Source organism: Corynebacterium neomassiliense, from assembly GCF_900626215.1.
Lineage (GTDB): Bacteria > Actinomycetota > Actinomycetes > Mycobacteriales > Mycobacteriaceae > Corynebacterium > Corynebacterium neomassiliense.
Genome location: NZ_LR131106.1, coordinates 2,460,837 through 2,484,731 on the forward strand (window position 1 = coordinate 2,460,837; position 23,895 = coordinate 2,484,731).

19 protein-coding genes are annotated in these 23,895 nt (G+C 63.9%); 9 read left to right on the forward strand and 10 right to left on the reverse strand.

Going from position 1 to position 23,895, the window contains the following annotated elements; all coding sequences use genetic code 11:
• Window positions 1–47: 47 nt before the first annotated feature.
• The 7 genes from E0E18_RS10750 to E0E18_RS10780 all read right to left on the reverse strand — a co-directional run bounded on the left by E0E18_RS10750 (window position 48) and on the right by E0E18_RS10780 (window position 8,917).
• The gene (locus E0E18_RS10750) at window positions 48–746 is read right to left on the reverse strand and encodes an NADPH-dependent F420 reductase (RefSeq protein WP_130840763.1); all 699 of its coding nucleotides are present in this window, start codon (window positions 744–746) and stop codon (window positions 48–50) included.
• Between the two features lie 113 nt (window positions 747–859).
• Window positions 860–2,056: an LLM class flavin-dependent oxidoreductase gene (locus E0E18_RS10755; protein WP_066586622.1), complete on the reverse strand. Its 1,197-nt coding sequence runs from the start codon at window positions 2,054–2,056 to the stop codon at window positions 860–862.
• 88 nt (window positions 2,057–2,144) lie between these two features.
• Entirely contained in the window at window positions 2,145–3,833 is a 1,689-nt protein-coding gene (locus E0E18_RS10760; protein ID WP_202616734.1) for an ABC transporter substrate-binding protein, read from the reverse strand.
• A gap of 125 nt (window positions 3,834–3,958) precedes the next feature.
• Entirely contained in the window at window positions 3,959–5,677 is a 1,719-nt protein-coding gene (locus E0E18_RS10765; protein ID WP_130840765.1) for a dipeptide ABC transporter ATP-binding protein, read from the reverse strand.
• A 15-nt stretch (window positions 5,678–5,692) separates the two neighbouring features.
• Complete coding sequence (locus E0E18_RS10770; RefSeq protein ID WP_130840767.1) at window positions 5,693–6,661, reverse strand: ABC transporter permease; 969 nt, start codon at window positions 6,659–6,661, stop codon at window positions 5,693–5,695.
• Entirely contained in the window at window positions 6,658–7,716 is a 1,059-nt protein-coding gene (locus tag E0E18_RS10775; protein WP_237559749.1) for an ABC transporter permease, read from the reverse strand. The genes E0E18_RS10770 and E0E18_RS10775 overlap by 4 nt, the downstream gene beginning before the upstream one ends.
• Window positions 7,709–8,917 (reverse strand): LLM class flavin-dependent oxidoreductase, encoded by a 1,209-nt coding sequence (locus E0E18_RS10780; protein ID WP_161972277.1) that lies wholly within the window; start codon window positions 8,915–8,917, stop codon window positions 7,709–7,711. The genes E0E18_RS10775 and E0E18_RS10780 overlap by 8 nt, the downstream gene beginning before the upstream one ends.
• A 385-nt stretch (window positions 8,918–9,302) precedes the next feature.
• Here E0E18_RS10780 and clpB point away from each other — a divergent pair, with 385 nt between their 5' ends.
• From clpB to E0E18_RS10810, 6 genes are all read left to right on the forward strand, one after another.
• Window positions 9,303–11,885: an ATP-dependent chaperone ClpB gene (gene clpB / locus E0E18_RS10785; RefSeq protein ID WP_066586630.1), complete on the forward strand. Its 2,583-nt coding sequence runs from the start codon at window positions 9,303–9,305 to the stop codon at window positions 11,883–11,885.
• A 127-nt stretch (window positions 11,886–12,012) separates the two neighbouring features.
• A complete protein-coding gene (locus E0E18_RS10790) occupies window positions 12,013–12,546 on the forward strand; it encodes a DUF4265 domain-containing protein (RefSeq protein WP_130840772.1) in 534 nt (177 codons plus the stop codon).
• Between the two features lie 1,066 nt (window positions 12,547–13,612).
• Complete coding sequence (locus tag E0E18_RS10795) at window positions 13,613–14,875, forward strand: class-III pyridoxal-phosphate-dependent aminotransferase (RefSeq protein ID WP_237559750.1); 1,263 nt, start codon at window positions 13,613–13,615, stop codon at window positions 14,873–14,875.
• Window positions 14,868–15,920 (forward strand): phosphotransferase enzyme family protein, encoded by a 1,053-nt coding sequence (locus E0E18_RS10800; RefSeq protein WP_130840774.1) that lies wholly within the window; start codon window positions 14,868–14,870, stop codon window positions 15,918–15,920. The genes E0E18_RS10795 and E0E18_RS10800 overlap by 8 nt, the downstream gene beginning before the upstream one ends.
• Window position 15,921: 1 nt before the next feature.
• The gene (locus tag E0E18_RS14520; RefSeq protein WP_161972278.1) at window positions 15,922–16,734 is read left to right on the forward strand and encodes a GntR family transcriptional regulator; all 813 of its coding nucleotides are present in this window, start codon (window positions 15,922–15,924) and stop codon (window positions 16,732–16,734) included.
• Window positions 16,715–18,244, forward strand: a complete 1,530-nt coding sequence (locus E0E18_RS10810) for an APC family permease (protein WP_202616735.1) — start codon at window positions 16,715–16,717, stop codon at window positions 18,242–18,244. The genes E0E18_RS14520 and E0E18_RS10810 overlap by 20 nt, the downstream gene beginning before the upstream one ends.
• A 1,244-nt stretch (window positions 18,245–19,488) precedes the next feature.
• Here the strand turns inward: E0E18_RS10810 and E0E18_RS10815 are convergent.
• Complete coding sequence (locus E0E18_RS10815) at window positions 19,489–20,250, reverse strand: trimeric intracellular cation channel family protein (protein ID WP_130840781.1); 762 nt, start codon at window positions 20,248–20,250, stop codon at window positions 19,489–19,491.
• Between the two features lie 160 nt (window positions 20,251–20,410).
• On the opposite strand from E0E18_RS10815, the gene E0E18_RS10820 reads away from it, so the two are divergent.
• The 3 genes from E0E18_RS10820 to E0E18_RS10830 are packed head-to-tail and all read left to right on the forward strand — an operon-like array spanning window position 20,411 to window position 22,359.
• Window positions 20,411–21,262 carry a sulfurtransferase gene (locus E0E18_RS10820; protein WP_337189538.1) on the forward strand — a complete coding sequence of 284 codons (852 nt, stop codon included), beginning with the start codon at window positions 20,411–20,413 and terminating at the stop codon, window positions 21,260–21,262.
• 48 nt (window positions 21,263–21,310) lie between these two features.
• Entirely contained in the window at window positions 21,311–21,829 is a 519-nt protein-coding gene (locus E0E18_RS10825) for a PTS glucose transporter subunit IIA (RefSeq protein ID WP_130840786.1), read from the forward strand.
• Between the two features lie 23 nt (window positions 21,830–21,852).
• A complete protein-coding gene (locus tag E0E18_RS10830; protein WP_237559751.1) occupies window positions 21,853–22,359 on the forward strand; it encodes a hypothetical protein in 507 nt (168 codons plus the stop codon).
• On the opposite strand, the gene E0E18_RS10835 is transcribed toward E0E18_RS10830, so the two are convergent.
• Together E0E18_RS10835 and E0E18_RS10840 are read right to left on the reverse strand one after the other, a co-directional pair.
• Window positions 22,347–23,276 carry an SDR family oxidoreductase gene (locus tag E0E18_RS10835; RefSeq protein WP_130840788.1) on the reverse strand — a complete coding sequence of 310 codons (930 nt, stop codon included), beginning with the start codon at window positions 23,274–23,276 and terminating at the stop codon, window positions 22,347–22,349. The two genes, E0E18_RS10830 and E0E18_RS10835, sit on opposite strands and share 13 nt — an antisense overlap.
• A 49-nt stretch (window positions 23,277–23,325) precedes the next feature.
• Window positions 23,326–23,871, reverse strand: coding sequence for a hypothetical protein (locus E0E18_RS10840; protein ID WP_066586643.1), 546 nt, complete (start codon window positions 23,869–23,871; stop codon window positions 23,326–23,328).
• Window positions 23,872–23,895: the final 24 nt, after the last annotated feature.

Genomic DNA, 23,895 nt, shown 5'->3' on the forward strand with positions numbered 1-23,895 from the left:
CCGGAATCGGGGGACGGCCACCTGGCGTGCCGGATATTCGGCTGGTGTCAGATGCTGCGGTCGGCGGCGGCGAGCGCGGCCCTGAGCTCGTCCTCGGTCGCGGCACGACCGGGCCCCATGTCGAACAGGGACGTCGGAGTGGCGTCCGGGGAGATGTACGGCCTGCCGTAGGCGGGCTCACCGTTGTCGAAACGCCACCCCTCCGAGAGCACTCCCGCGTCGACCGTGCCGTAGCCGATCGAGTCGAGGAACCGGCTGACCTCGGCCTTGGCGTCATCGTCGTCCCCGGCGATGATCAGGGAGGTACGGTCGGCGGCGCCGTGCGGCCGGGCCAGTTCACCCAGGTGGGCGAAGTTGATGTTGTTGAAGGCCTTCACCACGTGTGCCTCGGGTGCACGGTCCTGGAGAATCTGCGAGGTGGTGATCTCCCTCGCGTCCAGAACATCGATGTGGCCGTCACGCTGCCAGTAGTAGTTGCTGGTGTCGATGACGGTCTTGCCGGCGAGCTGCTCCACCGGCACACTGTCCAGGGCGCCGAGCGGAACAGTGACGACGACGATGTCGCCGGCCTCCGCCGCCTCGGCAGGGGTGGCGGCACGGGCGCGGCCGCCCAGTGCGGCGACGATGGGGAGAAGGGTCTTCGGGTCGCGGGAATTGCTCAGGACGACGTCGTGGCCTGCCTGAACCGACAGTCGCGCCACGGTTGCCCCGATGAGGCCCGCGCCGATCAATCCGATGGTGCTCACAGTGTAGATCTCCCGGTCTGGTAGTTCGGTCTGGTTGTTCAGTCTGGATGACTGACGGGTCACGGGTACCAACCAGGCCCACCGGCGGCATATTCCCTGCAGGTCCGGGACAGTCAGACTGTGGTGCCCTGGTCGGCGAGGAACGGGGTGGCGGCAGCCGGGCGGACCCGGCCGGCGTCATGGTTGCGCACCGGCACACCCAACCTGAGCAGCTCCGGCACCACGCCCTCACCCACGTGGTACGCCTCCTCCAGATGCGGGTAACCGGAGAAGATGAAATGCGTCAGTCCGATCTCCCGGTACTCCGCGACAGCCTGCGCAACCTGCCGGTACGATCCCACCAGGGCAGTACCCGCACCACCACGCACCAGGCCCACCCCGGCCCACAGGCCCGGGGCGATCTCCAGGTCCCGGGCGTCCCCGCCGGCCACGAACGACCGGCCACGGTCATGCAGTTCACTCATCCGCCGCTGCCCCTCAGACTGCGACCGGGCCAGACCCTGCTGGATCCGCCCGACCTCCTCCGGGTCCAGCTGGTCGTAGAGACGCTGCGCCTCAGCCCAGGCCTCCTCCTCAGTCTCCCGGGCGATCACGTGCAGCCGGATACCGTAGTCCAGGCTCCGGTTGTTCCGTGCGGCCTCCTGACGCACCCGGTCCAGTTTCCCGGCGACCGCCTCCCTGGTCTCCCCCCATGTCAGGTACACGTCAGCGCGTCGGGCGGCGACCTCGACCCCCAGCTGTGAGGAACCGCCGAAGAACACCGGCGGCACCTGCCCGGGGGTTTCCTTGAGCACCGCGTTCTCGATTCTCAGGTGCTCGCCGGTGAACGTCACCGGTTCAGGGTCCGTCCACAACCTCGTGATCACCTCGAGCGCCTCATCGGCCTGGTGGTAGCGCTGTTCCTTCGTCGAGAAGTCCGCGAAAGCACGCTGCTCATGGTCCTCCCCGCCGACGACGACGTTGACCAGCAGCCGGTTGCCGGAGAACTTCTGGAACGCCGCACCCTGCTGGGCGATGATCGTCGGACTGACCTGGCCGGGGCGGATCGCCACCAGGAACTTCAGCCGGGTGGTCCGTGACAGCAGGGCTGAGGTGGTGACCCAGGCGTCCTCGCACCACAGTCCGGTGGGGGTGAGCACGGACTCGAAACCGTTCTCCTCGGCGGCCAGTGCGATCTGCGTGAGATAGTTCAGGTCCCCGGAACGACTGCCGAAATGGAAGCCGGAACCGTGACCTCCGGCGGTGATGTTCCGGGAGTCACCGTAGGTCGGAAGGAACCAGTGCAGGGAAACAGGAGTGGAATCAGTCATGACGTCCAGTGGAACCCGACGCAGGTCCGGTCGGCAATGAAAAAGACCACCGGGAATATTTCACCCGGAGTGCCTGACCACTGCTGCCTCACTGTTTTGTGGCGTCCACCAGGAGGTTGAGCCGCGAGTCCGCTCCGAGACCGACACCGGACACGCTGTCCGAGACCCCGAGGACCGTGGTCAGTTCGTGGACCGGGATGAACCACCGGGATTCGGCGATCTTCGTCTGGAGGGTGCCGAGCAGGTCCTCGCGTGCGGCAGGGTCGCCGGTTTCCAGCTGTCGTTTCAGCAGGTCCTGGATCTCCTCGTCCGGGATCGGCCAGTTGCGGGTGGAACCGGTGTCCCCGAAGTCGGTGCGCAGGATGTCACCGTCGGCCCCCGACAGATTCCGCCAGGCGATGTCGTAGTCCCCGGAGGTCAGACTGTTCTGGAACTCCGGAACCGTTCCGGTCTGCTGGGTCGAACCGACCCCGATCTTCTCCAGCTGCTGCTGGAGCAGCGCAATGCTGTCCGGATTGGGGCCGAAGTTGTTGATGTAGGTGATCCGGAGGGTCAGCTTCCTGCCGTCCTTCTCCCGGATCCCGTCCGCCCCGGCCCGCCAGCCGGCCTCGTCGAGCAGTCTGGCCGCCTCATCAGGCCGGTTGACGTCGATGTCGGACGAGACGTCACGGTGACCACCGGTGGTCGAGGCCAGGGGACTGTCAGCGACGGCGAAACTGTCGTTGAGGGCACCGTCGCGGATCTCGGTCGGGTTGACCGCCTCGGAGATCGCCTGCCTCACCTTCGGGTCCGAGAACAGGTCCCCACGGGTGTTGAGGTACAGGCCGAAGACGGTGCCCGGGTTGGCACGTTTGACGATCTGCGAACTGGCGGCGACCGAGTCGATGTCATTGGGGGCTATTCCACCGGCGACGTCGACCTGCCCCGAGGTCAGCCCGCCGGTACGGTTACCGGATTCGGGGACGATCGTGAACTTCACGGTGTCGGTCTCGGCACCGTCGGTGTCGGTGTCGAATCCGGGAGGGGCCCAGGCGTAGCCGTCCCGTTTCCTGAGGGTGACGGAGTCGTCCTTCGTGTAGTTGTCGAGGACATAGGGTCCGGAACCGGAGACCTTGTCGCCACCGGCCCGTTCTGCGAAGGGGATCTTCAGCGTTTCCGGGGAGACGATTCCGAAGGACGGGGAGGAGATCTGTGACAGGAGTGCGGCATTGGGGCTGGAGAAGTTGAGGGTGACGGTGCGTGCGTCCCGGACCTCGGCACCGCTGTAGGACTGCAGGGTGGCCACCCCGGAGGATTCCGCCCCGGCCGCCTTGATGTCGTCGAAGTTCGCCTTGACGGCCTCCGCGTCGAGTGCCGTGCCGTCGGAGAAGGTGACGTTGTCCCGGAGTGTGAAGGTGAAGGCGGTGGCGTCCCCGTTGACAGTCCACGATTCGGCCAGCCACGGCTGGATTTCCAGGGTGTCCGGATTCTGGTACACCAGGGAGTCGACGAGCTGCCTGGTCACGTACAGGGTGTCATTGCCGTTGCCCACGGCGCTCGGGTTGAGGACGAGGGGATCGTTGCCGATGGCGAAGTTGAGCGTCGAGGTGTCACCACCGGAGCCCGGGGAACCTGTCGAGGACCCGCAGGCGCTGAGGAGCAGTCCGGTGGCGAGGAGAGCCGAGATCACGGCGGGAGAGTGGCGCGCTGTGGACCGGGTGGACCGGGTGGACCGGGCGGTCCCGGGACGGCGGGAGCGGATGGATCGGGTGTCACGGGCGGTGCGGTGGTTCTGCACGGGTTCTCCTTCAGAGACGGTTGTGGACGCTGGTGGACGGTCGTGGACTGTCGTGGACGGTTGTATGGGGGAAGTTGTTGTTGAAACAGCTGTGGAGATGGTCGTCGACAATGTCGGTTGGGAGGTCACGGGGCTGCCGCGACCGCCTGCCCCGGTTGTCCTGCCCCGGCCGGACGACCGGGTATGGCGTCCAGGAGCTCACGGGTGTACGGGTGGGTCGGGGATCCGAAGATGTCGAGGGTCGGGCCCTCCTCGAGAAGATGACCCCGTCGGATCACGCCCACCCGGTGGGCGATGTCGCGGACGACGGCGAGATCGTGGGAGATGAACAGGTAGCTCAGCCCCCGCCTGTCCTGGAGGTCGACAAGCAGGTCCAGGATCTGCGCCTGAACACTGACATCCAGGGCTGAGACCGGTTCGTCGAGGATGACCACCTCCGGGTCGACGGTCAGCGCCCGGGCTATCGCGACGCGTTGGCGTTGGCCCCCGGACAGGCCGGCGGGACGTCGGTCGGCGAGTTCCGCGGGAAGCGCGACCTGTTCCAGCAGTTCGCGGGCGAGATCGCGGCGCTGTCGCCGGTTTCCTGTCCGGGTGGCGGCCAATGGTTCGGCGATGTTCTCTCCGACGGTGAGGCGTGGATTGAGGGTGGCGTAGGGGTTCTGCTGGACGACCTGGATCCTTGTCCGCAGCCGGCGCAGGTCTCCTCCGGTGATTCCGGTGATGTCTGTGCCGTCGAGGAGGACCCGACCGTCCGTGGGCTGCTCGAGTCTGAGTGCGATGCGGCCCAGGGTCGTCTTGCCTGACCCGGATTCGCCGACGAGCCCGTAGGTCGTTCCCCGGTCGATCCGCAGGGACACCCCGTCCACTGCGCGGAAAGTTCCGCCGCCGGAGGGGAAGTCCTTGACGATGCCGCGCAGCTCGAGAGCGGGCGGGGTCCGGGGAACCGTGAGCGCCGGCGTCCTCTGTCTGTCGTCTCCGGTCGGCCCGGCGACCCTCCGGACGGTGGTCAGGCCCGGGGCGTCGGAGATCAGCTGTCGTGTGTACGGGTGGGTCGGGTGGTTGAGCACCTGACCGGCGGGGCCGGCCTCCACGATCTGTCCGCGTGACATGACGAGGATCCGGTCCGCGCGTTCCACAGCGACCCCGAGGTCATGGGTGATCAGCAGGGAGGCCAGCCCACGGTCGGCGGTCAACCTGTCGAGGTGGTCGAGAATCCTCTTCTGCACGGTGACGTCCAGGGCACTTGTCGGCTCATCGGCGATGAGCAGGGACGGGGACGCGACGAGTGCCACGGCGATGAGGACGCGTTGGCGCATCCCCCCGGAGAGCTCATGGGGGTACTGGCGGGCGCGGAGTTCAGGGTCGTCGATGCCGACGGTCGCCAGTGCCTCGACCGCGCGGCGACGGGCCTCGGCCTTCGGGGCGAGACGGTGGGTGAGGACGGCTTCGGCGATCTGCTCGCCGATCCGCATCACCGGGTTCAGTGACACCGTCGGATCCTGGGGGACGTAGCCGATCCGGCGTCCCCGTACGGTGCGTAGGACCCGTTCCCTGGCACGGAGGATGTCTGTGGGGTGACCGGTCCGGTCGCCCCCGGCGTGGCCGTTCCAGAGGACGGACCCGGAGTCGACGTGCAGCTCCGGTGGGGTGAGCCCGAGGATGACGGACGCCACCGTGGACTTGCCGGACCCGGACTCGCCGACCAGGGCGAGGCGCTCCCCGGGGTCGACGGTGAAGCTCACCCCGCGGACCGCGGGGACGGTTCCACCGTGGGTCCGGTAGCTGACCCGGAGGTTCTCCACGGTCAGCAGCGGGCTTGCAGGGGTGGTCGAATCAGACGACATCGGTTGTACCTCCGGTCAACGACGCAGGGCGTGGGCGAGACGGTTGGTGGACAGGACGGTGGCGGTGATCACCAGTCCGGGCATGGTGGAGATCCAGCTCTGGGCGGCGAGGTAGTCCCTGCCCTGGGCGACGAGCGCCCCCCATTCCGGGGTCGGCGGCGGGGCACCGTAGCCGAGGAAGCTGAGTGCCGAGACCGCCAGCACGGCGTTGCCGAACTCCAGTACCCCGTAGACGATGACCGGGCCGAGGGAGTTCGGTACGACATGCCGCCAGAGGATGCGGAACCTTGTCGCTCCGGCGGCACGGGCGGCGTCCACGTAGGCGGCCTGCCGTACCTTCAGCACCTCGGAGCGCATGACACGGGCGATGGACGCGACACCGGTCACCCCGACAGCGACCGCGACGTTGACGGTCCCGAATCCGAGGGCGACGATGACCGCCAGGGACAGCAGCAGTCCCGGAACCGCGAGCAGGACGTCCACGAGCCGCATGATGACGGCGTCCACCCGTCCACCACTGAAACCTGCCACCGCCCCGAGCACGGAGCCGCCCACGATGCTGATGGCCACCGCGGTGAGCACCGCACGTACCGTCAGCGACGTCCCGTGGACGACCCGGGAGAAGATGTCCCTGCCCAGCTGGTCGGTGCCGAACAGGTGCTCCGCGCCGGGGGCGAGCAGTTTGGAGCCGATCTCACCGTTGACCGGGTCCTGACCGGTGAACAGTCCGGGGGCGACGGTACTGACGAGGACGAGGACCAGCCAGCCCGCCGCGAGGACGGCGGTGGGGGCGGACAGCGGTGACCGTCGGAACCTGGTCCACAGGGAAACCCCGGTGACGGTGGCGACCCTGGAGGTAGGTGAGTCCGTGCCGCTGCCGTCGGGGTGACCGCCCGGCCGCCCGGTGGACGGGTCGTCGCCTGCGGACGAAGCCTGGCCTGTCACCGGCGTGGCGTGGCCGTTGGGGGGGAAGGCGGTTGTCATGACGGACCTCCTGCCGTTGGGGTGGTGCCGGGGACGCCGGGGGTGCCGGACGCCGTGGTCCGTTCCGGTGTCTGTGCCGGGGAGTGTGCGGGCGAGCCACCGCCGATTCCCCCGGTGCGTACCCGGGGATCGGCCAGGGGGTAGAGCAGGTCGACGATGAAGCTGGTCCCGGTGTAGAGCACCGCACCGACCAGCACGGCGCCGAGGACGACCGGGATGTCCTGGCCGCTCACGGAGGACGCGATGACCCTGCCCAGCCCGGGACGGGAGAACACGGTCTCGGTGACGACGGTGCCGCTGAACAGCTGGCCGACGATGAGCCCCGCGATGGTCAGGGTCGGGAGCAGGGCGTTACGTCCGGCATGACGCAGCAGGACGGTGCCCCGGGGAACGCCCTTGGCCGTGGCTGTCACAGCGTAAGGCTCGTCGAGGGCGTCGAGGAGACTGCGGGCGAAGACCTGGGCGACAGTGGCGCCGGTGGGCAGGGCGAGGGTGAGGGCGGGAAGTACCAGCCCGGTCAGTCCGGTGGCGTTGAACGCCGGGAACCAGCCGAGCCGGAAGGAGAAGAACTGGATCAGCAGCAGACCGAACCAGAAACCCGGCACGGACACGCCCAGCACTGGCAGGGCCAGCAGCCATGACCGGAGCCAGGGGGTGCTGAGACGGACTGCGAGCAGTGCCAGGCTGACGCCGCCGACGACCGCGAACACCAGTCCGAGCAGTGCAAGCCGAACCGTCGGTCCGAGGGCTCCGGTGATGACCGCGGTCACCGGGGCTCCCTGCTGCAGTGAGTATCCGAGGTCACCCTGCAGCAGGTCGAGGAGGTGGTGGAGGTACTGGACGATGACAGGGTCGTCGAATCCGTACCGTGCGGCCAGTTCCTGCTGCTGTTCCTCGGTGACACCGGTGGAGTCGGGGCCGAGCATCAGTGAGACCGGGTCACTGGGCAGGGCGTAGAGCAGGAAGAACGCCAGTGTCCACGCGACGAAGATGACGCCGAGGGCCTGGAGGAGGCGTCCGGTGACGTAACGGAGCGGGATCCGGAGTTCAGACACGGGCGTCCTCCCGTTCACCTGCGGCGGTGCCGGGGTCGGTGCCGGCTTCTGAGGGACTGGACGTACGCGACCGCGGCGTCCATCCGAGTGAGGGAAGGACGCGTTCCCGGACGTCGGTGATGATCTGCAGGTAGTCGTCGAGTTCCAGGGCGTAGGGCAGGGCGAGCCTGAGCCCGGTGGTGCCGTCGAAGACCGGGTCGGAACTCAGCCGGTCGACGATCTCCTCGGGTGATCCCACCAGGTCCCGCTGATAGATCACGGTGCGGTCTCCCCGGCGGTGGCGGACCAGGGTCCTGTCCCGCCGGGACTGTGCGAAGTGACGGTATCGGCTGCTGCGCCCGGGGGAGGTGGGGTCGAGGGGGACGATGACCCGTTCCACCGCGACACGGGGGCCGGGGTCCCCGGGACCCGGGGACCGGTAGCCGGCGAGGTAGCGGTCCACGGTGGCGCGCTGGGCGTCGGTGAAGTCGCTGTCCTGCAGGGGGGCGTCCCCCTCGGCTGTGCCGGTACTGCCGGTACCGCCGGTACCGAGGTAGCCGATGTTGCCGAGGAACACGCCCAGTCCCAGTGATGCGGCACGGTCGACGGACCGGGCGGATCCGGCCCCGAGCCACACCCGTGACAGGGCGTCGGGGATAGAGGGGAGCACCGCCGGCGGGTGCAGCTCACCGTAGGGGGTCGGCAGGAGGGCATCGGCGAGGGGCGCCCCACGGAGGGCCTCGAGGAACCGGTCGAGGAGTTCGAGGGGGTCGGTCGCGGGGGAGTGGTCGGGGCGGTTGAGGTGGTCGAGGAGTTCGTGGTGGGGTGCCGACGTGCTGATTCCCACGGTCACGCGTCCGCCGGAGAGGGCGTCGACGGTGGCGAAGTCCTCGGCGAGGCGGAAAGGGACCTCGTATCCCAGGGGTACGACACTCGTCTCCAGTCCGATCCCGGTGGTGCGCTGGCTGGCGGCGGCGAGGACCGTCAGGGCCGAGGATGACCCGCGTTCGAGTTGACGTTGCCGGACACCGGCGGTGTCGTACCCGAGTTCTTCGGCGGCGACGATGAGGTCGAGGGTCGCCCCGAGACCGCGGACCCGGTCGGCGGGGTCTCCGTCCGGGTAGTTCGCCGCGGTGATGATGCCGGCCGAGGAAATGAGGGAACCGCCGGCGCCGGTGGCTGGATCGGGGGGAGAATCTGTGACGGGGGTGGTGGTGCTCACGGGTTCGGGTCCTTCCGGTCGGTGGTTCCGGGTCGGTGGTTCAAGACGGAGCCAGATGAGACAGACAGCTCGGTCTGTCCGGAACATGCAAGGGAGCGTATCCCCGGTCGGCCCCGCGGCAGGTATGCAAGTTCCAGCGTGAATGAAAAGAAACGGGCCGCCGGTCGGGGCGGTGGCGGCGTCCTCCGGACATGACCGGAAAGTGACACAAGTCACAACAAATCACCAACTTGAGTGGAACAGACTCAAGTAGGGATGCGTTGGAACAGTCAGGAACGTAGAGTTGACAACATCGGACTAAACCCGGGGCTGAGATCGCTGAGTCGGCCACTGAGACCCGGAACGGTCCCCGACCATCGCCCGTACCCGAGAGAAAGGGAGTCACATGAGCGGTTTCACCCCCACCACACGTACCCAGGAGGCCATGCAGGCCGCCCTGCAGTCAGCCAGCGCCAAGGGGAACCCGGACATCCGTCCGGCCCACCTCCTGGTCGCGATCCTCGAACAGGAGGACTCCATCGCCCGCCCCGTCCTGCAGGCGGCCGGAGTGGACGCTGACGGCGTCCTCGCGGACGCCCGGGACCTCGTCGACGGATACGCGAAAGCGTCCGGCGACGGGCTGGCGAACCCGAACTTCAACCGGGACGCCCTGAATGCCCTGACCGCGGCCCAGGAACTCGCCGCGGAACTGGGTGACACCTATGTCTCCACCGAGGTCCTGCTCGCCGGCATCGCCAAGGGCACCTCCGACGCCGCTGAGGCGCTAAAGAGGCGCGGCGGGACCTATGAGGCGATCCGGGGCGCCTTCGAGTCCGTCCGGGGCAACCGGAAGGTCACCACCGAGGAGCCGGAGGGCCAGTTCCAGGCCCTCGAGAAGTACTCCACCGACCTCACCGCCCGCGCCCGCGAAGGCAAGATCGACCCGGTCATCGGCAGGGACCAGGAGATCAGGCGAGTCGTCCAGGTGCTCAGCCGCCGTACCAAGAACAATCCCGTCCTCATCGGTGAGCCGGGCGTCGGCAAGACCGCCATCGTCGAAGGGCTGGCCCGGCGCATCGTCGCCGGTGACGTCCCCGAGTCCCTGCGCGGCAAGAAGCTCGTCGCCCTCGACCTGGGATCCATGGTCGCCGGCGCGAAGTACCGTGGCGAGTTCGAGGAGCGCCTCAAGGCGGTCCTCGACGAGATCAAGGAAGCTGAAGGTGAGGTCATCACCTTCATCGACGAACTCCACACCATCGTCGGTGCCGGAGCCACCGGAGAATCCGCCATGGACGCCGGCAACATGATCAAGCCGTTGCTCGCCCGCGGTGAACTGCGCCTGGTCGGTGCCACGACCCTCGACGAGTACCGCAAGTACATCGAGAAGGACGCCGCCCTCGAACGACGCTTCCAGCAGGTCTACGTCGGTGAGCCGACCGTGGAGGACACCATCGGCATCCTCCGCGGGCTGAAGGAACGCTACGAGGTCCACCACGGCGTCCGGATCCAGGACTCCGCCCTCGTCGCCGCGGCGACACTGTCCGACAGGTACATCACCAGCCGTTTCCTGCCCGACAAGGCCATCGACCTCGTCGACGAGGCAGGGTCGAGGCTCCGTATGGAGATCGACTCCCGCCCGGAGGAGATCGACGACGCCGAGAGGGTTGTCCGTCGCCTCGAGATCGAGGAGATGGCGCTGAGCCAGGAGACCGACGAAGCATCGAAGGAACGCCTCGCCAAGCTGCGTGCCGAACTGGAGGACGAGCGCGAGAAGCTCTCCGGACTCACCGCCAGGTGGGAGAACGAGAAGGGCTCCATCGACAAGGTCAGGAAAGTGAAGGAGGAACTGGACTCCCTCAAGACCGAGTCGGAGATCGCGGAACGTGACGGTGACTACGCCAGGGTCGCGGAGCTGCGGTACGGCCGGATCCCGGAGCTGGAGAAGGAACTCGCCGAAGCTGAGGCGTCGGCCGCGAAGGCGGAGGAGGACCGGATGCTGACCGAGGAGGTCACCCCGGACACCATCGCCGAGGTCGTCTCCGCGTGGACCGGCGTGCCCGCAGGCAAGATGCTCCAGGGTGAGACAGAGAAGCTGCTCGCCATGGAACAGGTGCTGAGCGGACGTGTCGTCGGCCAGTCTGCCGCCGTCACCGCCGTGTCCGACGCGGTCCGCCGGTCCCGGGCAGGCGTCGCTGACCCGAACCGTCCGACGGGGTCCTTCCTCTTCCTCGGTCCGACCGGTGTCGGCAAGACTGAGCTGGCGAAGGCACTGGCGGAGTTCCTGTTCGACGACGACCACGCCATGGTCCGGATCGACATGTCCGAGTACGGGGAGAAGCACTCCGTGGCACGGTTGGTCGGGGCTCCTCCCGGATACGTCGGCTATGACGCCGGTGGACAGCTCACCGAGGCAGTGCGGCGTCGTCCGTACACGGTGGTCCTCTTCGACGAGGTCGAGAAGGCACACCCGGACGTCTTCGACGTACTGCTGCAGGTCCTGGACGAAGGTCGGCTGACCGACGGTCAGGGAAGGACCGTGGACTTCCGCAACACGATCCTCATCCTCACCTCGAACCTCGGGGCCGGCGGGACGAAGGAACAGGTCATGGACGCCGTGAAGCACGCGTTCAAGCCCGAGTTCATCAACCGCCTCGACGATGTCGTCATCTTCGACCCCTTGTCCGAGGAACAGCTGAAGTCCATCGTGGAGATCCAGGTGCGTCAGCTCGCTGAGCGGCTCGCCGCCCGCCGACTGGACCTGCAGGTCACCGAAGGGGCCAGAGCATGGCTCGCCGAGCGCGGCTACGACCCTGCCTACGGGGCACGCCCGCTGCGCCGTCTGATCCAGAAGGCGATCGGCGACGAACTGGCCAAGAAGCTCCTGGCCGGAGAGGTCCGCGACGGTGACACCGTGCAGGTCGACGTTGACCCGCACATCGCCGACGGCGTGGACGCCCTGGACATCGAGGCCGTGGCCCACGAGGAGTGACACTCCCCCTCTGAGCGCCCCTGAGCGCCCCTGACCGCCTCTGACCGGTGACGCCGGGCAGTGAGATCTCTCACTGTCCGGCGTCAGCTCTGTCGGTCAGAGTTAGGGGAGCCTATGCTTGTGCGGCATGACCCAGCCGAAGCGCCACCTCCGGTCAACACCACAGAACCCACGGAACCCACAGAACCCACGGACACCAGTGGAACCGCAGTGCGCGGGCTCCGTCCGCACCGTCACGGCGCCTGCCGGGACCATGTCCGGGGCCACCGCCGAAACTCTCGTCACCTGGAACCTCGGGGGAGGCCACCACGTCATCCGCTCCGTACCGGTCGTCGCCACCTACCTCGCTCACGGGGACATCGTCTCCTGTTCCGAGCGTGACGGGATCCTCGTCGTCGACGACGTCGTCGTCCGTGGCGGAGGCACGACACTGCGCCTGTTGGTCGACTCCGAACACGCCGGCCACCGTCCCGGCCTGCGGGAACAGCTTGCCGGCCAGCTCATCGTCTCCGGGTGTGTGGTGGAGCGGATCGGTAACCATGTTCTCGCCGTAGGAGTGGGACCGGACGTGGACGCCGGGGACATCGGCACTCTCTGCGACGCCTGGGAGGATGCCGGGGTAGTGAAGGTCCTGCCGGGGTACACCCCTACAACTGACTGACACTGTGGGGGTAAGCTCCGGATGCTTTGTGCTCTCCCCAAGCTCGAGACCGGTGCCGGAAGTGTCCGTGGCCCGGACCCCGCTGATCCGGTGAGGGCGGCAGGTCCCTCCGCCGAAAGCGGTTCTGCAGACCATCTACACTGAACGCCATGCACCTGACTCTGCGGCCACCCGTCTGCTCTGACGGGAATGCCGAAGGACTCACCGAGACAGTGCGAAATCCACATGCTGGTAGCTGCACCATGAACCCGGAAGACTGCCCATGGTCGGTATTGCAAGGGCACCGAAGACAGCCAGACGTCGAGGCCGGAAAAGTCACGATAGACAGGGTGCAACCGGGTGTGGATAGATCCGGGACGCATACACGTGGACATCTGTGGCTAATACGGGCGACGGGCCAGATCTGCCGGAATCAGCGGAGAGAGCGGACCAACAGGCCGTAGGCACTAGGAACTTTTGGTCTCACAGTCCTGACTCGCATAGATGGATGTGCCGATACGGTCGGGCGAAGCAAACAGGGTGGAAAGAACAAGCCGTTGGCATTCCTGCAGGATATCGTCAGTGACATAACCGGTGCAGGACTCTTACAAACTATGTAGAAGGAACCTGCAGTGCCTTCCGACGCCGCCCTCATCGCACAGGGTGCCGCAGTAACAGTTGGAAGTTGTCGTGGCTCCCTTGGAGCACACCAAAAGACAATCCCCAGGGATGGGAAAGGTCTGCCCGAGACACCGGAAACTGTGCAGGTGAGGGAAAGTAAATACCTGAAAAATCGCCCGGTTGTCAGGAACGGTGTCGTCACTGAGTACATGAGACAAAGCAGTCTCCGCCTCACGGCACTCTCGCTGATCCACTGCCAGTCAGTGCGGGACCGGTGGCCTCACCGGCTATCGCTCTGGGACCGCAGTCACGGGTCGTCCTCAACAGACCATAAGCAGACCTTATCGTTTACGGAAGCGCAAACAGTCGATGACTGCACCGCAATTTCTCGACGGCAGCGTTGTGTTCGCAACACAGAAACGATCGCTGATCCGATGTGATCGTCCGAAGAGAGACAGGACCTCAGATGACTGAATCCCAGTTGAGCATGTACGGATATAATTCTAAGACGGAAGTTCTTGACGACTCGGAACACTACTGGAACCCCGACAAAACACGCTTCTGGCAGAGTGAGGGAATTCCTCTGGTCATAGGAAGACGCGAGGGGTATGTTCTCACCGACATTGACGGCCATGAGGTAATCGATGTGCACCTGAACGGAGGAACGTACAATCTGGGCCACCGCAACCCAGAAATCATCGCAGCATTGAAATCTGCCCTAGATTTGGTCGATGTGGGCAATCACCATTTCCCTACACCCGGCCGTGCAGCCTTGGCAAAAAAACTGGTAGACCTCACACCCGGATCTGAAAAAGTGGTCTTCGGATCGAGTGGCGGTGAGGCGATTGACCTAGCAATAAAAAGTGCCCGTTACGCAACTGGTAGACGAAAGATCGTGTCGATAATCAAGGCCTACCACGGTCATACCGGACTTGCGATAGCGACAGGTGACGATCGTTTCTCCTGCATGTTCAATTCCGACGATCCATCGAACTTCGTCCACGTTCCCTTCAACGACATTGAAAAAATGAGGGACGCACTTGCACCTGACAATGTCGCCGCGGTGATAATGGAAACGGTGCCGGCTACCTATGGATTCCCCATACCATCGCCCGGATACCTCGCAGCGGTTAAGCAAATGTGCGAAGATCACGGAGCGTTGTATATCGCAGATGAAGTCCAGACCGGACTAGGCAGAACAGGAAAACTCTGGGGAATATATGATCAAGGAGTCACTCCTGACATCTTGGTGACGGGGAAAGGACTCAGCGGAGGAGTATATCCGATTACCGCGGCTATTCTGGGACCCCGGGCAGCGGGCTGGCTTGAAGAGGACGGATTTGCACACATGTCTACTTTCGGCGGGTCCGAACTAGGTTGTGCTGTGGCGATGAAAGTACTTGATATCACCTTACGTGAATCTACTCAGCGAAATATTGCATACCGGATCGAACAGTTCCGTAAGGGACTCACAGATATCCAGAGGAGGCATCCCGGCCAACTCACGGAAATTCGGCAGAATGGACTTGTAATTGGACTCGAGTTTGGCGGCGGTGGCGCCAAACCTATAATGAGTGAACTATATAGGCAGGGTGTATGGGCCATCTTCTCAACGCTCGACCCGAAGGTCCTGCAGTTCAAACCCGGACTACTGGTAACAGAATCCGAGACGGCTAAAATTCTCGAAGTTCTAGAGAAATCCATGAAAAGCGTGAATTCCTATGTCTGACCTTAACTCATCAATATTTGCAGGGCCGCAGAACGGCGCATGGGCCAGCCAGTGGCGAGAGGCGCTGAGATCATACAACCTTGACACTGACCGGGTGCAGGCCCGACTCATCGGCTACTCTGAAAATGCCACCTACCGGTGCGAAGATGCAGAATCTGGGCACAGCTACATCCTTCGCTTACATCGTCCCGGGTTCAGGTCCAAGGCGCACATCCGGAGTGAGCTTCAGTGGATTGAACAACTACGCCAGGACCGAGTAGTGTCTACTCCCGGTGTCCGGCGAACCGCATCAGGAGAGTTAGTCGGTGAGTTCTCGACCGCTGACGGTACCGTGCAGTATGCTGTCCTTTTCGAGCATATGAGGGGCACGGAGCCATCAGTTGATTCACTTGCGTCTGTCATGTTCCAGATCGGAACGTTGACGGCGAGACTACATCAACATGCGCGTCTTTGGAGCCGCCCAGAGGGATTTGAGAGACCTGAATGGACGATCCGTACACTGATCGGTCAAGACTCTCTGTGGGGAAGATGGACCGATACCCCGGAAGTCGACCTCATCCCCGGGGCTCGATCTCTGCTTCGCGATGCTGAGCGCAAGGCAACCGATGAACTTGCAGAATATGGCATGGCTCGTGATCGCTACGGTCTAATTCACGGTGACCTACGGTCAACAAATCTTCTCATAGAGGATACGCAGGTCAATGTAATTGATTTTGATGACTGCGGATTCGGTTGGTTTATGTATGACCTCGCGTGCTCTCTTTCCTTCAACGAGCACCACCAGATGGTTGACCGTTGGGTTCAAGAGTGGATCCGTGGATATAATTGTGTGCATCAGTTGCGGGCGGAGGATGTTTACGTAATTCCCGCCTTGGTGATGATTAGACGACTACTTCTGGTGTCGTGGCTAGAAGCCCGCCGAGAGACAGAACTCGCCAACGGAATAAGGGGAACATTTGTAGAAGAATCTGTTCAGATCGCGCGGAAATATCTGTCCGATGAGTTCCTCGCATTCTGTCTCGTGCCGGTTGAGGCGGGAACTTAGTATGACAGCTCTGGAGGGTCTCCGTCTTGAAGGGACTGGTTCTGCGACAAAACGTGCGGTAGCAAGTATCCTGCTACGAATCGAGCGAGGAGAAGTCGAGCTTGGCGGTCGTCTTCCGCCGGAGAGACAACTCGCTCGAGAGTTGGATTGCAGCCGTCAGACCGTGCGCCGTGCGTTAGAGGTACTGGAGAAATCTGGAGAAGTGAGAAGGCGATCTGGTCGTCGTGGAGGTACTTTTGCACTGAAACCGAACCCGAACTGGCCGATGTACAGCTGGAGCAGGCTCGCTGAGGGAAGCGATCGACGTGTCGCCCGGCCGCTCGGGGTTGACGTTAGTGTACCTGAATTTTTGTCACGACAGCATTTCACAGTGAGCACCCGCATTGTATACGCGGGGTTTGAATCCGCGGACCCAGTTGTCTCCGGCGCATTAAACATTTCACCCGGATCACCGGTCATTGCGGTGAAACGAGTCCGATCTGCTGATCAGGTCCCGCTTTCCTGGGAGCGGCTATCGGTTCCGCCATCTCGCTTTCCGAACTTACTGAACTATCCATTGAACGGTTCTCTGACTGAAATTTTCAACGAGGTTTACGGGATAGAGGCCGCGAAGATCACGGAAAAGATTATGATCCGCATCGCTGAATCTCACCATGGGGAGTATCTCGACGTGTCCGCCGGACAGCCACTGCTTTCGATAACTAGAACATCATTTGATTCGTCGTCGAATCCGTTCGAGTTTTCTTACGATCTGTTCCGAGCGGACAGGACTGAACTAGTAATATCATCTTCTCGTGTTGCCGATAGCCTCTAATCTGAAGAAAGACCAAGGTATGTCACAGTTCACCGATTTTGAGAAAAGTTGCGCCTCGTCGTACACCTTTGAACGAACGCTCGGGGTTGGCTCCATTGTTTTTATGGTTGTTGCCGCAGCAGCTCCGCTGACTGTAGTGGGCGGAACAGTGCCGTTGGTCTTTGCGACGAGTGAAAGCCTTGGTGTACCCGCCTATTACCTTATAGCTGCCGTGACACTTGCTGTCTTTTCGGCTGGGTTTACTGCAATGAGCAGCCATGTCAAGAACGCCGGGGCGTTCTACTCGTACGTTCACGCAGGACTTGGAAAGGTACCGGGTGTAGGTTCCGCAATACTCGCCCTATTTTCCTATTCGGTGCTGCTGGTTGCAGTCTATGCCTACTGTGGTGAAGCGGTGAAAAACGCAGTCTCACACTATTTCCATGCGGACGCGCCCTGGTGGATATGGACAGCATCAATTGCTATTTTGATTTCATTTCTGGGTTATCACAGCATCAATTTGAGTTCCAAAGTTCTGGGAATTCTACTATTAGCAGAGGTGGCTGTTGTCGTAATTGTAGATGTGGCAATAGCAGTACAGAAAGGGGCGGAAGGGCTGTCAGCTACCCCGTTCTCGATTTCCGCTATAGCGGAAGGAAGCCCTGGAATAGGTCTCATGTTCGCATTCTTCGGTTTCATTGGATTTGAGGCAACGGCGGTATTTCGAGAAGAAACGAAGGATCCGGATAAGTCGATTCCGAAGGCTACTTATATAGCAGTTATTCTGATAGGCTCTTTTTATTCTCTCTCATCATGGGCGATAGCAATGGGAGCTGGGGTTGTTGATATTGTCAGTTCGTCTGTAGCGGATCCTGAAGGCCTGGTGATCGCGTTAGCTGGCCAGTATGTGTTCCCTGTCCTCGGCGACGTGGTACAGATTTTACTGGTTACTAGCCTGTTTGCCTGCGTGCTAGCCTTCCATAATGTTGTAACTCGATACCAGTACTCTCTCGGTGGCCAGGGTATCCTTTTTTCGCGACTCGGTAGCATTCATGAAAAAAATAACTCGCCAGCCTATTCTTCGATGGTAACTTCATTCACTTCCGTGATAGCGCTATCAGCGGTAGTAGTTATCGGACTCGATCCTGTAAGTCAGATTTATTCATGGTTTTCGGGTGCTGCAACTCTTGGGCTCTTGATATTGATGGCGCTAACTAGTCTGTCGGTCTGTGTGTTCTTTTGGAAGAAGAAATTAGGTAATAGCAGGGTTCGCACTCTGTACGCCCCTCTCCTGTCGCTTCTGGTCCTCGTCCTGGTAATCGGTTTGGTCGTACTGAATTTTCCTATGCTTGTCGGTGATACAGCTACTGCGACGGTAATGGCTACGGCGGTCGTTGTATCATTTTTCGTTGGGATAGTGATGGCTGTTCGCCTGCAACGACGTCGTCCCGATGTGCTGAGGAAAATGGACGAGTCTTTGTTCGGGGTCGGAGATTCAGCATCGGACTTGGTCGGGGAACAGGTAGTGTAGTTGAAGTAGGTTGAACCGTTGCACAGCGTGTTGCTTGATTAGCTATGAAACTAGTCTACGGTCGATGTTGTCGCGGTGGGTTCACCCGGAGCGCTAACGGTCTCCGGAACCGGATCGCGTGTCCTCCGTAACCAGGTATGATGTGACGACGCACATGATCTGAAAACCCGCGAAGAGCAGTAAGAATATAGTGGATGTGGTCAGGCGTCTGTCTGCGGCGGAAAAGACTACGGAGAGAATGTACGTAAAGATCATGCTTGCCTTCAGGTGGTTTTTCGGGGTTATCTTGTAGTTGACGAAATTGGTCCTCACCAGGAAGTGATTGATACCGATAAGCAGGAACGCGAATACTATTCCGAGAAAAAGTCCTGGAAACAAGGTCATGGTGGTTCCTTCCTGGGGCTGGTGGGATGCCCGGTGTTTTGAGACTGCTGGCGTCAGGGTTCGGTATTTCCGCAGAGATTGTCCAGGATCTGTTCCCGCAAGGTGATGCTCCGCCGCAGAGGACAGGAGAACCGGCAGTGTCAGACGGGACCGCTTACTGATTGCCGGATTAGGGGCGGGGTCGACATGTGCGCCTGTGGATCAGGTAAGCCGAGTCTAACGGCTATGTGCGGTATCGCGGAGGAGCAGTACCGCCGGACAGTGCCGACAGTCACTCTGTGAGCTGAGGTGGCGTTGACCCGGAGATCCGTGCGGTCGGATGCGGGTGATCCGGGTGAACCCTCCGCCGCGCATTGCGGGCCCTTCATTTCACATGCGGCCGGCTCCCGGATCCTGCTTCCGGAGCGCCCTGGTGAAGAGGTCGGGGGCATCCCTTCTCGCACCCCAGTTCCAGACCGGAAGGATTGCCGCCCGTCGAGCGGTGCACTGGTGTCTCGGAATCTCGCTTGTGGGACCAGTTGCCGTTAGACCTGTCGGGGCGGGAGGTTTCGACTGACCGCCACAGGTACGGGCAGTGTGAATCTGTAACAGGGGCCGGGCGGTGTTCCCGACATGATCGGTCCCCACAGGGGAAACCGCTGTGACGGTACGGAGAGTTCGGCGCCGACAGATCCCCGATAGATCGTGAGTCACCGATGTTCCACAGGGACCGGATACTGAACATAAATGCGCCTGCGGACGAGTTTTCGTGCTCTGCAGTGGCGCACCGGGGGACGGACAACCAGGGAGGCGGACCCGCGATCACTACAAGGACTTCAGTATCGGTGACGAGCGTTCCGGTCGGAGTGACAGGGGCCTGGTCAGCTGTAGGCGTCCCACTTCTTCCGCCGCATCCGCCCCCGGCGCCGTGCCATGTCTCTGGCAAGTGTCATGGGTTGGCGCAGTTTCTCCTGGGCGGCCCAGGACAGGTCCTGTGCTCCGGGGAGTACCCAGCCCCGCCAGTAGGACAGGATCATCATTCCGGCGCCGAGCACCGGGGAGACGATCATTCCGATGAACAGTACGGGGGCGTCCCCGGCCGCACCGGATTCGTTGAAGCACCAGATCCCCACCATCAGCGCGGAGGTGAGTGCGGCGGGAGTGGCGTACAGGGTCGCCCCGCCGAAGATCTCCGGTACCGACCCGGTCATCACGTCGCGGATCATGCCGCCACCGACGACCGTCACCACGCCCAGGAACAGGGCGGACGACCAGGGGAGTCCGTTCGCCAGGGCCTTCGTCGAGCCGGTGGCCGCCCATACCCCCAGCACCACGGCGTCCCCGTGGACCCGGAAGATCTCCCACCACCGTGAATTCATGTGTATGAGTGACGCCAGCACGGCCCCCAGCAGGGCCAGCCCGAAGTAGCGCATGTCCTGCAGTGCGGCGGGCGGGCCGTTGTCGATGAGGACGTCGCGGACCATACCTCCGCCGAGGGCGGTGATGAGGGCCAGGAAGATGATGCCGACGAAATCGAAGTTCCGTGACCGGGCGATCATTGATCCGATCATCCCGTAGAGAACCACACCGGTGAGGTCCAGGGTGGAGTACACCGTCCTGACTGACGGGTCGACGAAGTCCATGGCGACGACACTAACGTTTCCGGCGTGTTAACTGGAACGGAAGTCGACGACGGGTGTGGTCCCCGGGAAGATCTGCAGGTCTCCGCTCCGGCGTCCCGTCCGTCCCGGGGCTGTCCCGGGTCCCCGGCGCAGAGGCCGTGCTGCTTCTAGTATGGCCGGCATGAGCCCTTTCCTCCCCGCGGACGAACTCCTCGCCGCCGCCACCCGCGGCGAACGGATGACCATCATCGACTCCCACTGGGAACCCCGTCGCAACGCGTCCTGGGACGCCTATGTCTCCAGGCACATTCCCGGTGCCTTCTGGTGCGAACCCCTGCGCATGCTGGCCGGCACTCCGTCACCGGAGACGGGCCGCAACCCCCTGCCCAATCCTGCACAGCTCCAGCACTACATCGCGGACTGGGGTGTCTCCCCGGAGCTGCCGGTGCGGGTCTATGACAGTGGCCGTATGCTCTGGGCGGCGCGGGCCTGGTGGATTCTGCGTTGGTCCGGGGTCACGGACGTGAAGATCCTCGAGGGCGGCACGCCGGCGTGGGAGTCTGCCGGCGGAGACGTCGCCGTCGGTATCGGGTGTCTCCGCGGCAGGGGCACGTTCACGGTCACCTCCGGCTCCATGCCGACGATCGACGTGGATGAGATCGGTGAGTGGGTGGCGGCGGGCAACCTGCTTGTCGACGTCCGCGGAGCGGGACGGTACATAGGACGCCGCGAGCCCCACGACCGCCGTGCCGGGCACATTCCGGGTGCGGTGAACATCCCCGTCGAACTGATGCTGGAGACCGGCGGCGTCCCTGCCCCGGAGGTTGTCCGCGAACGTCTCACCCGACGGGGTATCGGGGGTGACGACGGTGTTCCGCCGGAGAAGGTGGCGGTGTACTCCGGTTCGGGTGTCGATTCAGCCCTGTTCATCGCGGCGATGGAGCATGCGGGGTTGCCGGGTGCCCGCCATTTTGTCGGCGGTTGGTCCCAGTGGGCAGGTGACAGTAGCCGGCCGGTGGCACTCGGGGACTGATCTGCCGAATACCGGTGGCGGTGACGGTGGGGAAACTATGCTGACCGCATGGATACTTCCGCCGGAGCCGTCAGCACACCGGGTACACCGGCTGCACCGGGCGCGTCGTCCGGCCCCGGCCACCGGGTGGTGACACCGGTGCACGGGACGGTCGCACCCCTGGACTCAGTCCCCGACCCCAGACTGGCGTCCGGGGCGTACGGGGCAGGTGTGGCAGTGGTCCCGGATTTCGGGGTGGAGGTGGCCACCGTGGTCGCACCGGTCGCCGGGGAGGTGTGCAGCATCATGCCGCACTACTTCCTCGTGCTCACTGACGGGGGCCTGCCGGTGTACACCCAGCTGGGCATTGACACGGACCTGCTCGACGGCACCGGGTTCAGTCTCCATGTCAGCGGCGGGGCCAGGGGGGGTGCGGGGCAGCGGGGCGTGACCTATGCCCCGGGGCAGCTCGGCAGGCTGGGGTTTGACCCGGTGGTGTCTGTGGGGGCGGTCCGGAGGAGCTCAGTGACGCCCGCGCTGGGGCCGGGTGAGCCGTGCGGGGCGGGGGACGTGCTGTTCGAACTGTGAGGTGACTGTGCCAGACTGGAGCCATGCTGCGCCGTTTCACCTCTGCCGCGGCGGCCCTGCTCATGCTGGTCGCGATGACCAGGATCGCTGACCGTGTCGCCGACAGGATCAGTGACGACTACGCCTCTCTGCTGTTCTACAGTTTCTTCGCGGTCGAGTTCGGCCTGATGCTGCTCGGTGTGACCGGCACGGAGCGGGACTATTTCGGACCGCGGCGTCATCCGGTCAACCGTATGTTCATCGCCTTCAGCTGGGTGGGGATCACCGGTGGTGTGGTCACCATGGTGGTGCAGGGTCCGGGTGGGGGGAGCCCCCTGTGGCTGGCGGTGATCGGCGGTACGTCGATGTTCACCGGTGCGATGGCGGGGGCGGTGCTGGCGGTGTCGTCCAGTCCGTGGCGTGACCTGTTGTACTCGCGGCGCCCCGACGACGACCGGGAACACCGCTACGGCAGGGAACACCGGCAGGTTGACAGCCGGCAGGGTGACAGCCGGTACAGCGGGTCGGGTGGTCCGCGTCAGATCCCGTGACGTCGTGCGACCAGCCCGTGGAGGACGTCCCTGGGCAGAAGTCGTGACGCGGGGTAGGCGACGGCGGCTCCGGAGCCGGTGGCGTAGAGGGCTCTGGGCCTGTCCGTGGTAGCTGCTTCAGCGATGACGGCGGCGACTTTCCCTGCGGGGACGCCGTTCCTCTCATTGGCGTTGAGTCGGTTCAACATCGTGTCGAACTCCGCCGCGTAGGGTCCGGTGCGGTCGATGTACACGGTCCTCCTCTGCGAGATTCCGGTGTCGATCGCGCCGGGTTCCATGACACTGACCCCGATGCCGAAGGGGCGTAGTTCGCGCCGGGCGGAGAAGGCGAAGGCCTTCACCGCCGCCTTGGACGCCCCGTAGCTGCCGCGGTGTGCGAGGGGGAAGCTGCCGAGCATGGAACCGACGAAGACGATGCGGCCACGTCCCTGTTCCCTCATGGCCGGCAGCAGGTGCTGTGTGACCCCGACCTGGCCGGTGACGTTGATGCGGAACAGTCTGTCCAGTGCGTCGCCGGGCAGTTCCTCGAGGGGGCCGCTCTGTGATTCGCCGGCGTTGTTGACGAGGACGGTGACGGGGTCCTGTCCCGGTCCGGCTCCCACCCGTGCGAGTTCCCCGGGCAGGGCGGCGACGGACTCCGGGTCGCCGAGGTCGAGGGGGACCAGGGTCACCCCGTCGGGGGTGTCGGCGGTGGAGCGCAGGGACGCCGGGTTCCGGGAGGTTCCGATGACACGGAAGCCGAGCCCGACGAGTGTCTGTGCGGTGGCCCGGCCGATTCCGGAGGTTGCGCCGGTGACCAGGGCGATGTCTCCGGGGATGGCGGTGGGGAGTGAGGGGGTGGTCAGTCCCCTGAACGGGGAACGCAGGGTGGTGAACAGTCGGGTGAGGTGTCCGGTGGTGCGGGAAGGTTCTGCCATGGTCACAGTGTTACCGGGTCAGAGGCGGGACTGTCCCCGGAACGGGCTGTCATGCTGTTCTTTTCCGGCCGGTGGGGGCGAACAGCTGCCAGACCGGGCCTGTGACCAGCCAGATGACCAGGACGGTCGCCATGGGGCGGTACCAGGCGCGCAGTGTTTCGGTGGCGGCGTCGGCCTGGGGTGTGCCGCTGACGAGGAGGACGCAGACCTCCAGGACCGCGGTGGCGACGGCGGCGGCGAGGAGGGCGCGTCCGAAATCGACGGTCTCGACCCGGAGTGCGGGGCCTCGGTCGGGTTCCGGGACGTCCTCGTGCCGGATCCGTCGACGGTAGGCGCGGTCTGCCCGGGCGATCACCCGGTGGCCGAAGACGACGGAGAATCCGAGGTAGAGGGCGGCGAGTCCGTGGGCGAACCCGGGTTCCCCGCCGGTCCGCAGGTCGATGACGGTGAAGGTGAGCAGGAGAAGGTCCACGACGGGGCTGGCTGCGAGGAGCACCAGTCCGGTGCGGGGGAGGTTGAGGGGATAGCGGGCGACGAGTCCTGCTGCGATGAGGACCCAGAATCCGATTTCGCAGGCGATGATGGCTGTGACCACGGCGTCTTTCCTGTGGTTGCGGTA

Coding starts and splice junctions, on each gene's coding strand:
- E0E18_RS10755 (WP_066586622.1), bottom strand. CDS start 2,056: ATGACTGATTCCACTCCTGTTTCCCTGCACTGGTTCCTTCCGACCTAC.
- E0E18_RS10790 (WP_130840772.1), top strand. CDS start 12,013: ATGACCCAGCCGAAGCGCCACCTCCGGTCAACACCACAGAACCCACGG.
- E0E18_RS10795 (WP_237559750.1), top strand. CDS start 13,613: ATGACTGAATCCCAGTTGAGCATGTACGGATATAATTCTAAGACGGAA.
- E0E18_RS10815 (WP_130840781.1), bottom strand. CDS start 20,250: ATGGACTTCGTCGACCCGTCAGTCAGGACGGTGTACTCCACCCTGGAC.
- E0E18_RS10765 (WP_130840765.1), bottom strand. CDS start 5,677: ATGTCGTCTGATTCGACCACCCCTGCAAGCCCGCTGCTGACCGTGGAG.
- E0E18_RS10820 (WP_337189538.1), top strand. CDS start 20,411: ATGAGCCCTTTCCTCCCCGCGGACGAACTCCTCGCCGCCGCCACCCGC.
- E0E18_RS10800 (WP_130840774.1), top strand. CDS start 14,868: ATGTCTGACCTTAACTCATCAATATTTGCAGGGCCGCAGAACGGCGCA.
- E0E18_RS10825 (WP_130840786.1), top strand. CDS start 21,311: ATGGATACTTCCGCCGGAGCCGTCAGCACACCGGGTACACCGGCTGCA.
- E0E18_RS10770 (WP_130840767.1), bottom strand. CDS start 6,661: ATGACAACCGCCTTCCCCCCCAACGGCCACGCCACGCCGGTGACAGGC.
- E0E18_RS10835 (WP_130840788.1), bottom strand. CDS start 23,276: ATGGCAGAACCTTCCCGCACCACCGGACACCTCACCCGACTGTTCACC.
- E0E18_RS10830 (WP_237559751.1), top strand. CDS start 21,853: ATGCTGCGCCGTTTCACCTCTGCCGCGGCGGCCCTGCTCATGCTGGTC.
- clpB (WP_066586630.1), top strand. CDS start 9,303: ATGAGCGGTTTCACCCCCACCACACGTACCCAGGAGGCCATGCAGGCC.
- E0E18_RS14520 (WP_161972278.1), top strand. CDS start 15,922: ATGACAGCTCTGGAGGGTCTCCGTCTTGAAGGGACTGGTTCTGCGACA.